This is a genomic window from Plebeiibacterium sediminum, from assembly GCF_026013605.1.
Lineage (GTDB): Bacteria > Bacteroidota > Bacteroidia > Bacteroidales > Marinilabiliaceae > Saccharicrinis > Saccharicrinis sediminus.
This window is the reverse complement of the sequence record NZ_JAPDPJ010000101.1, coordinates 1-11861: the sequence shown is the minus strand read 5'-3', so window position 1 is coordinate 11861 and position 11861 is coordinate 1. Positions and strand designations below refer to the sequence as shown.

The window sequence follows — 11861 nt, the reverse complement described above, 5'->3', positions numbered from 1 at the left end:
TACCAAGGCTATAAATGCCGTGAAAAGGCTTGCTATTACTAATGCTTTCATAATTATTGGAGTGTAATGGTTTTGTCTGTTTCGTCTTTGAAAGTGAGCTTCAGGTTGTTTCCTGCAACATCTACCGAAAGGCTATCCACATCGGCATCCACGAAGTTTTTCATGAAGTTGATTTGGAAGTTCAGTATCTCAGCCAGCTTTGCTTCCCAATCTTCACCTGAGAAAATGCCGGAATCGGCATACACCTGTAAGAACTTTTTCAGGAAGTCAGGAATGTTCTGCAAGTTGACATCCCAATCTGCCCCAACGGTGGCATTTTCTTCAATACCACCAAGTTTAGTTTCATCGGCTTCGGGGTATGAGCGTTTAGCATTATTGGCTTCAATGGCTGCTGCTTGTTCTACTGATATGGTTGTCGGTTTATTCTGAATATTGGTGGACCAATCAGCTCCAACAGTAGCACCTTCTTCAATTCCTCCAAGCTTGGTTTCGTCCGCTTCGGGGTATGAACGTTTGGCTGTGTTCGCTTCAATAGCGGTTGATTGTTCCTCCGTTATCGTAGTTGGCTTATTGGCGATATTCGTCTCCCAGTCAGCCCCGGCTGTGGCGTTTTCTTCAATACCTGAAAGTTTGTCCTGGTCGGCTTGTGGGTAGCTTCGTTTTTGGGCATTGGTTTCAATAGCTGCTGCCTGTTCTGCTGAAATGGTAACAGGTTTATTCTGAATATTAGTTTCCCAATCAGCTCCAACAGTAGCACCTTCTTCGATTCCTCCAAGTTTGGTTTCATCCTCTTCGGGGTATGAACGTTTTGCCTTGTTCGCTTCGATAGCGGTCGCTTGTTCCTCTGAAATAGTAGTAGGCTTATTGGCAATATTTGTCTCCCAATCCGCTCCGGCAGTTGCATTTTCTTCTATGCCTGCAAGCTTATCTTCATCGGCTTGAGGGTAGCTTCGCTTTTCGGTATTTGCCTCAATAGCTGCTGCCTGTTCTGCCGATATGGTAACAGGTTTATTCTGAATATTGCTTTCCCAATCTGCTCCAACAGTTGCACCTTCTTCGATTCCTCCAAGTTTGGTTTCATCAGCTTCGGGATAAGAACGTTTGGCTGTGTTTGCTTCAATAGCGGTCGCCTGTTCCTCGGAAATTGTAGTTGGCTTATTGGCAATATTCGTTTCCCAATCTGCTCCAACAGTTGCATTTTCCTCTATGCCTGAAAGCTTGTCTTCATCGGCTTGCGGATAACTGCGTTTAGCATTATTGGCTTCAATGTCGGCTGCTTGTTGTGGGGAGATAGTTACAGGTTTGTTCTGCACATTCATGTCCCAGTCAGTGCCCACTGTATATATATACTTATTTTGTATTTAATTGATTAATACTATATTTGTAGAGGGTTACAGCGTTTTATAAATCTCATTATTTGTAACAATTTGTATCTATTTTGGGTAATATATGGAACAAATGTGTAACCAAAAGGTAATAAAACGAAACAAAATCAGGTATTGAAAAAGTAGACTTCTATGAAAAAATATCACAGATTCAAGCTAAGAACAGACCGATTAGATGAGAATGGAACTTGTCCGGTAATAATGGTTATTACCAAAAACCGGAAACGTCAGTTTATCTCATTAAAAATATCGGTTCGTCCGGAGTATTGGGATAGTGATAACGAACGCCTGATTATTTTGGGTAACTGTAGCGACAAAACTGAAAAAGCAGAAAACCAAAAACGCAAGGAGGTCAATGCCAAAATCGATGATTATGCAAATCGAGCAATGGTAATAGAATATGAGTATGAGAGAGAAAATAATACCCATTGGACACCATCTCAATACAAGGAAAAAATAAAAAGACAACCTGCAAAAGGTAAAGTCGAACCTTTTCTGATAGAACATATTCAAACTTTGAAAGAAACACACCGATACGGAACTGCCAATACCTTCTATTGCCTGCATCGAAAACTTTTGAAATTCTCTCCTGATTTATGCAATCTAAGTTTTAATGATGTTGATGTTAATTACGTTGAGCGTTTTAATCAATGGATGGAACAAGATGGTGTAACTTCCAATACCAGAGAGGGACATATTAAAAGACTACGAGCAATTTATAATAGGGCTATAAAGAACGGACAAGCCTATAAAGAAAACTATCCTTTTGGCAGGGATGGTTTTCAAGTATATGCTCTTCATCGGGAAACAGAAAAAAGGTATTTGCCTACTGAATTTCTTGAGAAGCTGAAGAATAAAAAATCAAACAACCCTCAGAATGAATATGCCCGACTATTATTCTTGTTCTCTTATTATTGTTATGGAATGTCGTTTAAGGATATGGCAGTACTTAAAAAAAGTAATGTTATAACGTATAATTCAGGTGAATATATTGTTTACAAACGCTTGAAAACACAAGATAGGAAAAGCTACCCTATCAGTATTAAGATAACGGATAATATTAGAGAAACACTGAAGGCTATAACTGATTATAAAAAACCAATCGAGGATTATTTATTGCCAGTTGTGACCAAACACAAAGATAACTTTTCAACGCTGTCCAGACATGTTAATGTTCTGCTAGCTGCCCATAATAAATTTCTAAACCGCCTTGCCGATGAGTTTGATATCAAAATGAAACTTACCAGTTATGTAGCAAGACATACGGCTGCCATGCAATTGCAGGAGAATCATATTCCCGAACATGTAATCTCACAAATGTTGGGACATAAAAAACTGGAAACGACCAAGATTTATCTTGACAGTTTGGATACAAGTGTCATAGATGAAGCGGTTAAGGTTTTGTAAAGTATTCACCATTAATTATCTAAAGAAAATGAGCAAAAGATACCATAGATTCAAATTACGCACCGATAGACAACTTCAAAACGGAGAATATGCCATTATGATGGTTGTTACCAAATATGGTAAACGTCAGTTTATTTCATTAAATATTTCAAGTACTGAAGAATTTTGGGATGAACACCAGGAACGTCTTGTGGTATTTAAAGGATTAAGAATAACAGAAAAGCGTGAAGCTAATGAGAAGCGCATAAAAGAAAATGCTCTTTTGGAACGCTATAACCAACGGGCACTGGATATTATTTATGAATATGAAAAAGAACACATCGACTGGACTCTCAAACAGTTTAAGGATAGCTTTCTTAATCGCATTGTACAGGGAAAAGTAAAACCCTTTCTTGAAAGCTTTATTAAGACAATGCTTGATACAAGGCACATCGGCACTGCGAAGAGTTATGAAAAGACACTTCGTGTTTGGCAACAATTTGATAAAAAACTGCATGACAGGCTTTTTGTTGAAGTTGATTTGGCTTATGTGAATGATTTTAACAACTGGCTTATTAAAAGAGGATGCGGAGGTAATACACGTTTTGGTTACCTGAAATCCGTGAAAGCCATCTTTGTAAGAGCTATTCGTGATGGTGCAGCGACAAAAACAAATTTCCCATTTGAAAATAACCTTTTTAATGTTTCAGAATTAAAAGAGGAAACCATCAAACGATACCTTCCAACAGAATACTTACAAAAGCTAAAAGATACACCCTCTCAGGTTCCGCAACAGGAATTTGCAAGGCAACTGTTCTTGTTTTCTTATTACACCTATGGTATGTCATACATTGATTTGGCTAATTTGAAACAATCAAACGTGGTTTATCTGGAAAAAGGTACTTACATCGTTTATCGTCGTCAAAAAACCCGTAATACCAGAAATTCAAAACCAATCAGTATTCGCATTACTCCTGAGATTGACGGAACAATGCAAGCTATGAATCAATATCGTGAGCCTATCGGAGACTATCTACTCCCGGTTGTCACTAAAGAAAAACCGACTCCTCTTGAGCATTATAATCATATTGGAATGCTCCAACGATGGTATAACGAATATTTAAAAAAGCTGGCAACAGAATTAGAAATAGATTTTCGTTTGACAGGTTATGTATCAAGGCATACAATGGCAATGCAACTTCAGGAAAACAATGTGCCTGAAAATGTCATTTCACAGGTTATGGGACACAAAAAACTGGAAACTACCAAAGTGTACCTTGATAGTTTAAAAACAGATGTTATAGACAAAGCAGCGGAAGTATTATAATCAAAGTTAAGATGGCAGAAAGAGCAGTATATATTAAATCAGACGGATTTAAACCAAAAACATTTATCGATATACCGGAAGAAGCGCATTTCGATATTCTACATGACAACGGATTTCTGAAAGCTACAATTGAAGATGAAGAACGGGAAAGCGATTGGCAGAAGATATTTTTTGATGTGAATAAGACTATCGGTCAGTGTGATTTTGGTTACACAACATGTAACCTTACAGATACAGCCGTTTCAGAAGAGATTCTGAAAACCATGCAAAACATTGGTAATACAGTCATTTTCGCCTATCTAAATATTGATAAAAAGGATTGGTTACACAGGATAACCGAATATATGGTTTACATGGAACGAAGTATTGCATCCATCGCAGGAACCGTAATCTACTGGAAGACCCTGATAGGCTTTTTTGAGCATGATGGTGTTGTTAGCCCCAAAAGCAAACAACTGCTTCAATTTATTCTTAGAAAGAACGATATTATATCCTGCCATAATTACTTTGATGAAGTTCTCAGCTTTTCTGACATCTTTCCTTTTAAACCCTTGGGAATTGAAAAAATTCATATTCATGATATTGCTTCAGTATTGGAACTCTATCCCCAAGGCAAACTAAACAGGTATATATCAGCGCATTTTACCAAGATTCCTAAAGAACTTTCGCGAGAAAAGATAAAAGAGTTATTGCACACGCATTTAGAAACTGCCTTATGTGAATTTAGCACCGAAGAACTATGGAGAAAAGGGGATTCAGATTCTATTATGGAGTTTCTGACCGAATGTGCCATCCAGGAGAATAAAAACGAAGAGCAAGAACTTTTACATCCTTATAAACACGAATACACATCAATCATAAAACAATGGTTAGGTTCTCAAAAAAAGCTGATAAAGAATCTAAATGATATACAGCAGATGAATCTGAACCTTTCTAAAACATCAAGCGAGCCTACTAAGGAACCTGAAATACCAAAGTATGATGCCAAATACTATGCTTTGTATATTCGTATCCAGGAACAGGCAGGAAGAGAAATTCCATTTGTGAAAAATGAGTACGACAGGTTTCCCAAGGCTAAAATTGAAGCTTTTGCCAAAAACCGTTTTCCGGGGATTAGCACACTGCAATTCTATAATCATTACCGTGATTTGGAAGATATGGGCAATAAAATAAAAATTGCCAGAAGCTACCCAAACTTAAAAGAAATTGTAGCTGACATAGCTAAAAATGATGCTGATGTACTGTTTCATTTGAAGGGTTTTCCTGATTCGCCTAATTAGGGTTAAATTTTTCTCATTCATATTTAGATAGTTATAAAGAGTTAGCCTAACTCAAAACTAACCGGGCTTTCATCATCTAATCTTTGCATTGATTAATCGAATAAAATTTAATGCAAACAGGTAATCTATTGGTATTACCATAAAATTCAGATGTATGAAACTAATCGTTATAGAACAAGCAGAGCTTTCTGAAATAATTGAAAACACTGTACGCAGAGTGATATCTGCAACAAGCCCTAAACCCATTGCCAAAGCAAAAAGCGACACGCTTTCCATTGAAGACCTGGTTGACTTGACCGGGTATAAGAAGAATACCTTATACAGGTTGGTTCACGACCGCAAAATTCCTTTTCGCAAACCCATGCATGGCGGTCGCAAACTTGTATTTATCCGCACCGAAATCGAGGACTGGATGAAAGGCCGAAAACCTCAAAGTACCGATGAGTATATCAACCAAATGGAAGAGAACCTATTCCTTAAACACAGAAGGAAATAACCACTTCACGGAATTACAAAGGCTTTTTGAAAAACCCTCACATATTTATTAATCTAAAATTTTAAAAGAATGAAATCAAGAACATTTAATGTTCCGTCAGATTCCAGTGTTGATTTTGCTGAACTATTGGAAGAGTATGGATTGGAAGGATTCATAACCGGAAGAAATGATGACAATGAACTCCTTGTTAGAGTGGAATATGACCCACAGGAAGACAGCGAAGCAATCCTGGAGATAATGGAACAACTGGAAGACCTTGATGAAGAGGACGAAGACGAAGACGATGAAGAAGAAGACGATGATGATGAATAAGGTAACCTTTAACTATGGGTGTTAATGCCCATAGTTACCCGTTTTTGGTTTAAACGATTTACAAAAATGAAAGAGAAAATATTTTTCGTCCCAATAAATGAAATAGCTCGTTTTGCAGAATCAGCTTCTGAAAGTAGACTCAGAGCTGTCGTTTGTGGTACCACTTTTAAGGAAGTTGCATTTAGTGTAAAATACAACCCTGTAAAAGAAAAGCTGGCTATTAAGGAATTGGAGTCAACCTTAAACAATGGCTACTGGGTGGAGCCTAATGATGAGTAAGGTAATAGTTCGCAATGGATAACTATTATACGGAAATCATAGCTGCACAATACCGGACAAATGCTTTTGTGTTGCTCAATATTTACCGCAAGCATCAAGGCTATACGTCCAAATCAATTTCATTATAAGAACTTATAAAATAATTGGTTGAAAGTAAGTGTTGAGTTCACTGATAATAGCTGCAACATAAGCCCGAATAGCTAAAAAGTAAGTCAGAATTGCTCTAAGTTGGTAATAATAGCTAATGCGTTGCTTTTTGTCGGTCTGAGTTTCTGAAAATAGAAGTCCAGTAGCTGTTTATACCCAAAACAATTAGTTCATCACTAAAAAATCACAACAATGAAGGAAAAACAAAGCAATATGCAGGATGCGATATACAAAAACCTGCAAGAAAATAAGAATTATGCGTATGAAATCAGGGTTGAAAGTAACTCTGGACACATACTGATTGTACCTCGTACCAACAATATTGAAGCTTTTACTGAAAATATTGAATCGGCAAAGGATATTGCCCAACAGGAAGGCAAAAATATCAAAGTCTGTATTTACAGGGGTATGAGTCCTAAAGCTGGAAAGGTGGAAGAATACCCAATTACATTAGGTGAAAACAAGGCGAACAGTGCTTCTAACCAATCTCAGATAGAACAGGCTATTGAAAGTGCCTTGCAAAAACATAAGATGACAGGTAATAACAGCTTTATGGGCAACCTTGATGGAATAAGTCAATTGTTCGGAGCTTTAACAGGCATAGAAACAGACAAAGAGAATACGAGCAATACTTTTAATGGATTGGCAGGATTACTGGGAGCAGTTAGTAATGCTCGTCACGAAAATACCCTGATGCAGTTTGAAAAGAAGCTGAATGATTATAAACAGGAAACTCTTATTGAGACACTTCAAAAGCAAGTCAAAGACCTGGCCATTGAAAGGGATACTTTAAAAGAGCAGAATACAAAACTTGAAAAAGCCAATAGTGAGTATGTTTCAGAAATATCAGACCTTGAAACTCGATTGGCAGGGTATTCTAATACCGAGATTATTAAGCGCGTGGCCACAGGTGTATTGTCGGGCATCGGAAGCAAATTGCTTGCAGGAAGTCCTAAAGCAGCTGAATTATTAGGTTTAACCAAGCATGAATTACAAAGTGCTTTGGGCTTTATTGAGGAAGAAGCATCAAATAGTCAAAGTCATACTCCGGAAGCCAATGTGCAAGTTGAAGAACTTCATCCTCCGCAAACAGAACAACAAAAGCAGCTTTTCAAAGCCATTGATGATACCGCCAACGCATTAAAACAGGGCGATATCAATTTTGCCTATTACATGATTACCATTATTGGCAACTGCATGGACAGCCAGGAACTGACTGAAAGTATAGTTCATCATCTGGAAGAAGAAAAGCAAAAAATGAATATGGAAAATGAGATGCAGAATACCTCTGAGGAAGAACAATAGGGTTTGAATAGCCTGTTTACGGCACAATGGAAAACAAATGCAGACAATCGAAAAAGTAAAACAAATTGACATCAAAGCCCTTATTGAAAAGGAAACTGGCATACATTTCAACAAAGTCAATCAACTTGAAAAATGCCCCTTTTGTGGAAGTGGTCAAGGGACAAACCATTCTCCGGCTTTTAGTGTGAACACCCGCAAAAACTATTTCAAATGCTTTTCGTGTGGTTCTGGTGGTTCTGCAATTGATTTTGTCATGCTACTCAATAATGGATGGAATGAACATAAAGCCATTAAATATTTACAGGAAGATTATCTGAGCATACGAGACGTATTTAAACCGTCATCTCAAACTAAAACATCTGCGTTTGATAAAATGCTCTTTGCCATCCGAAATAACCCATTAACAAAGGCAAGCGAATATCTTAAATCAAGGGGAATTGATGCCGATTCCTTACCACAAGGAAGTTATTGGTATGATTCTTTATCCAATGCCACCGTTTTTACAGATACGAATAATCAGCTTATCAATCGCAGGATAATTAATCCTGAAGAAGGTAAGCCAAAAGCCAAAAATAACGGAACATTGAACGAGAGCATTTACGATAAAATGTTCCTTCCTGACTTTGATGTGGTTTTCTTGCAAGAGGGTGTTATCAATGCCTTATCCATGGTAGGCTGTTCATCTATTGCCCTGTTTTCAACGGAGAACAAAATAAAAGACCCCAAAGTATTGCTGTCATATATTCAGGGAAAGAAAGTGGTTTTGGCAATGGATAACGATGACGCTGGAAACAAATGTGCAGACTATTACAAAGACTTTATTCTTTCTAGTCGGTTTGATATTCAATCATTACGAAGATTAGTTTTGCCGGAGAAAAAGGATGCCAATGATTTGTTACAGGAAAAGTCATTAATCAGCTATCTTCAAAATACAAACAATTACCAATTACTATGGGAGGATATCGTTACCAAGCCAATTCCTTTAAGCAGCGAAGACAAGCAAGCGGATAATGAGGAGTACTATTTCTTTGTGGAAAATGGTTGTTATTACATGAAGGAAACCATTAAAGGGAAGCCAATTGTTAAAAAGCTTTCTAATTTTCTAATGGAATCGGTTTATCACTTAATGGATGGCACAAAGGAAAGCAGACGTCTGGTCAAATTTCAGCGTAATACAGGAGAAGTTACTGTTAATGAAATAATGAGTTCAGAATTGAACCTGGACAGGTTCAAAAAGGTCATTCGTAGCATATCAAGCCGTGGTTTAACCTTCTTTGGTAACACTCAGCAACTGGATAATATCTTAACCTTTCTGTATGACCGTGAGAAAAACGCCATTGCCATTAATCAGTTGGGGTATCAAAGTGAACACCATGCTTATTGTTTTGCTGATGCTGTGATAGACAAAGATAATGTCATTACATATCCTGATAAGTTAGGTATTGTCAATACGGATGTCACATCGCTTTATTTGCCACCTTTTGCCTATACCAACTTGAATGATAAAAGCTATTCTGCTGAGCGTAGGTTTGCTTACAAAGCCGGGAATTTAAACTTTGATTCATGGGCAGAGCTTATCTTTAAAGCTTATGGCATAAACGGTGCGGTGGGTATTTCGTTTGTCATACTGGCGTTGTATCGTGATATTATTCTTGATATAACAGGTTTCTTCCCATTCTTATTCCTGTTTGGTGACCAGGGAGCCGGGAAGTCCAACTTTGTCAATTTCTTTATGCACCTGTTTGGTGAACCGAATCATGGTATATCATTATTAAACTCTACAGACAAAGGATTCTCTCGTTCATTAACTCAACGCAGTAATGCTTTATACTATCTCAAAGAATACACCAATGTCATTGATAAAAAAACGGTCGATGTATTTAAGACAGGTTATGATGGAGAGTTGTACACCATGGCGCAAAAAAGCAACGATAATAAAACCACTACACTTGAAATTAACTCTGCCTGTATGGTAGATGGTAATGAGCTACCCACTTCTGAAGCTGCCCTTTTTGCCCGTATGATTGTATTACATTTTGAGGATAATAAGTTCTCTGATGAAACCACAGAAGCCTATAAAACCTTACTACAAGAGAAAGAGCATGGATTTTGCAATATCACACGAGAACTCTTTAAATACCGCAGTTATTTTGAAAAGCAGTTTAAAACGGTATATAACGAGGTTTTTCAACAGGTTAAATCGGTTATAAATGCTGAAACAGAACTGGCAGACCGACAAATAAGACATATAGCCCTATTATTGACTCCGGTTAAACTCCTCCAAGGCAAATTGACTTTCCCATATGATTTGGATACGTACCAAGATGCAGTTATCGAAAACGCAAAGATGCAAGATGAAATGGCAAGCGACTTAAAAGATGTATCCATCTTTTGGAGTGCCATTGCCTATAAGGTTGCTGACCCTTATGGCGATATTCGTAAAGATATCCATTATGTGAAAGACCCTATAAAGAAAATACTCTACATTAAATACAAACTACTTTATCCATGCTATTGCGACTATGTGAATAAAAATAAGCTACACTTTCTTGAGATGAACTCTTTAAGGGAATTGTTAACGGCAAAGGGTAATAAATCATTTATTCCCAATAGCTCACAAAAAAGTCGTAATGTAAAAAGTTATACCCATAGTCTATTAGGTTCCTGCTACATGTTTAAATATGAAGATGCCGAAACAACAAATGGAATTGTAATTGATGGTGTGGAGCTGTCAATCTGATATAGTTTCTCATTTTTTCTTTATAGGGTACTTTAGGGTATCCTTTTTTTATGCTCAAAAATTCAACTAAAAGGAAATGGGTGTTTTTATAGTAAATGAAGTAAATAATGTAAATCAAATACAGCAACTTGTTTATTAATAGTGTTTTAAATATTTACTTCACATTTACTTGATTTACTTTACTGCTAAATTTGAACGTTTATTGTCCTGAAATTATGAAGTAATTGAGTGTTGATATCCATAAAAACCTTTCAATACCACTGTTTAAGCAGATGTAAGGAAGAAATAGCTATCTTGCATTGAATATTTCACTCAATCTAAAAAATTATAAGAATGAATAAATCAGAATTAGTAAGTGCCATTGCAGAGGCAAGTGGCTTAACAAAAGCAGATTCAGAGAAAGCATTAAATGCAACAACAGAGGCAATCAAAGGTGCTTTAGCTAAAGGCGAAAGCATTCAATTAATAGGATTTGGTACATTTTCTATCAGCGAACGTTCAGCTCGTACTGGTAGAAATCCTCAAACTGGTAAAGAAATTCAGATTGCAGCAAAGAAAGTAGCAAAGTTTAAGCCGGGTAAGGCTTTGGATGAAGCTATTAACTAGCTCAAAATATAAAAGGAGGTTGTGCCTCCTTTTTGTCATTCCCTTAAAATTTTCTCCATTGATTTTCCTTTTGCCAGTTCGTCAATCAATTTATCGAGAAACCTGATATGCTGCATTAACTTATCTTCAATATTCTCGACCCGTATACCACATACAATGCCCTTAATTTTAGCGGCATTTGGATTTATTTTTGGTGCATACTTAAAGAAAGTATCAAAATCGGAATTATTCGATAAAATTTGAAATAGACTGTATTTATCATAGCCTGTGAGCCAAAATATTATTTCATCCACTTCTTTCTGGGTTCTGCCTTTTCTTTCAGCTTTTTGAATATAAAGTGGATAGACTTTGGCAAAAGGCATTTTATATATTTTTGAATTATCCATTCCTATTCGATTTCTTTACACATTACACAAGCACTCAATTCTTCTGAAATAGAACAAAGCATGGGTGCTTTCAATTTAAATCCTTTATATACTTGTTCCTTAAAAGGCATGAAAATGGAATCACGATTAACTCCATCTTTTCGTCCCTTTTTATAAACCATTATTGTACGGTTCTCTTTTGGAAGATTCGAGCTGTTGCTCAATTCAACAAA

Annotated in this window: 12 protein-coding genes; 9 read left to right on the top strand and 3 right to left on the bottom strand. The window is 36.8% G+C overall.

Features of this window, described 5'->3' with window-relative positions; translation table 11 throughout:
• Positions 1 to 53: 53 nt before the first annotated feature.
• Positions 54 to 1319: a hypothetical protein gene (locus OM075_RS22975; RefSeq protein WP_301192904.1), complete on the bottom strand. Its 1266-nt coding sequence runs from the start codon at positions 1317 to 1319 to the stop codon at positions 54 to 56.
• Positions 1320 to 1517: 198 nt separating this feature from the next.
• Between OM075_RS22975 and OM075_RS22970 the strand changes: the two genes are divergently transcribed.
• The 9 genes from OM075_RS22970 (at position 1518) to OM075_RS22930 (ending at position 11263) form a co-directional block, all read left to right on the top strand.
• The gene (locus OM075_RS22970) at positions 1518 to 2792 is read left to right on the top strand and encodes a site-specific integrase (protein ID WP_301192903.1); all 1275 of its coding nucleotides are present in this window, start codon (positions 1518 to 1520) and stop codon (positions 2790 to 2792) included.
• Positions 2793 to 2820: 28 nt separating this feature from the next.
• On the top strand, positions 2821 to 4098 hold the full coding sequence (locus OM075_RS22965; protein ID WP_301192902.1) for a site-specific integrase: 1278 nt from the start codon (positions 2821 to 2823) through the stop codon (positions 4096 to 4098).
• 11 nt (positions 4099 to 4109) lie between these two features.
• Positions 4110 to 5378 (top strand): hypothetical protein, encoded by a 1269-nt coding sequence (locus tag OM075_RS22960; protein WP_301192901.1) that lies wholly within the window; start codon positions 4110 to 4112, stop codon positions 5376 to 5378.
• 154 nt (positions 5379 to 5532) lie between these two features.
• Positions 5533 to 5874, top strand: a complete 342-nt coding sequence (locus OM075_RS22955) for a helix-turn-helix transcriptional regulator (protein WP_301192900.1) — start codon at positions 5533 to 5535, stop codon at positions 5872 to 5874.
• 69 nt (positions 5875 to 5943) lie between these two features.
• Positions 5944 to 6186 carry a hypothetical protein gene (locus tag OM075_RS22950; RefSeq protein ID WP_301192899.1) on the top strand — a complete coding sequence of 81 codons (243 nt, stop codon included), beginning with the start codon at positions 5944 to 5946 and terminating at the stop codon, positions 6184 to 6186.
• Between the two features lie 66 nt (positions 6187 to 6252).
• Positions 6253 to 6465: a hypothetical protein gene (locus OM075_RS22945; protein ID WP_301192898.1), complete on the top strand. Its 213-nt coding sequence runs from the start codon at positions 6253 to 6255 to the stop codon at positions 6463 to 6465.
• Positions 6466 to 6804: 339 nt separating this feature from the next.
• On the top strand, positions 6805 to 7917 hold the full coding sequence (locus OM075_RS22940; RefSeq protein ID WP_301192897.1) for a hypothetical protein: 1113 nt from the start codon (positions 6805 to 6807) through the stop codon (positions 7915 to 7917).
• Positions 7918 to 7954: 37 nt separating this feature from the next.
• Positions 7955 to 10657 (top strand): CHC2 zinc finger domain-containing protein, encoded by a 2703-nt coding sequence (locus OM075_RS22935; protein WP_301192896.1) that lies wholly within the window; start codon positions 7955 to 7957, stop codon positions 10655 to 10657.
• A 333-nt stretch (positions 10658 to 10990) separates the two neighbouring features.
• The gene (locus tag OM075_RS22930) at positions 10991 to 11263 is read left to right on the top strand and encodes an HU family DNA-binding protein (protein ID WP_301192895.1); all 273 of its coding nucleotides are present in this window, start codon (positions 10991 to 10993) and stop codon (positions 11261 to 11263) included.
• A 35-nt stretch (positions 11264 to 11298) separates the two neighbouring features.
• Here OM075_RS22930 and OM075_RS22925 read toward each other — a convergent pair whose 3' ends face one another.
• Entirely contained in the window at positions 11299 to 11649 is a 351-nt protein-coding gene (locus tag OM075_RS22925; RefSeq protein ID WP_301192894.1) for a DUF2200 domain-containing protein, read from the bottom strand.
• A 2-nt stretch (positions 11650 to 11651) separates the two neighbouring features.
• On the bottom strand, positions 11652 to 11861 hold a 210-nt coding region (locus OM075_RS22920; RefSeq protein WP_301192893.1), incomplete at its 5' end, for a hypothetical protein.

Coding starts and splice junctions, on each gene's coding strand:
- OM075_RS22950 (WP_301192899.1), top strand. CDS start 5,944: ATGAAATCAAGAACATTTAATGTTCCGTCAGATTCCAGTGTTGATTTT.
- OM075_RS22930 (WP_301192895.1), top strand. CDS start 10,991: ATGAATAAATCAGAATTAGTAAGTGCCATTGCAGAGGCAAGTGGCTTA.
- OM075_RS22945 (WP_301192898.1), top strand. CDS start 6,253: ATGAAAGAGAAAATATTTTTCGTCCCAATAAATGAAATAGCTCGTTTT.
- OM075_RS22965 (WP_301192902.1), top strand. CDS start 2,821: ATGAGCAAAAGATACCATAGATTCAAATTACGCACCGATAGACAACTT.
- OM075_RS22975 (WP_301192904.1), bottom strand. CDS start 1,319: ATGAATGTGCAGAACAAACCTGTAACTATCTCCCCACAACAAGCAGCC.
- OM075_RS22925 (WP_301192894.1), bottom strand. CDS start 11,649: ATGGATAATTCAAAAATATATAAAATGCCTTTTGCCAAAGTCTATCCA.
- OM075_RS22970 (WP_301192903.1), top strand. CDS start 1,518: ATGAAAAAATATCACAGATTCAAGCTAAGAACAGACCGATTAGATGAG.
- OM075_RS22955 (WP_301192900.1), top strand. CDS start 5,533: ATGAAACTAATCGTTATAGAACAAGCAGAGCTTTCTGAAATAATTGAA.
- OM075_RS22960 (WP_301192901.1), top strand. CDS start 4,110: ATGGCAGAAAGAGCAGTATATATTAAATCAGACGGATTTAAACCAAAA.
- OM075_RS22940 (WP_301192897.1), top strand. CDS start 6,805: ATGAAGGAAAAACAAAGCAATATGCAGGATGCGATATACAAAAACCTG.
- OM075_RS22935 (WP_301192896.1), top strand. CDS start 7,955: ATGCAGACAATCGAAAAAGTAAAACAAATTGACATCAAAGCCCTTATT.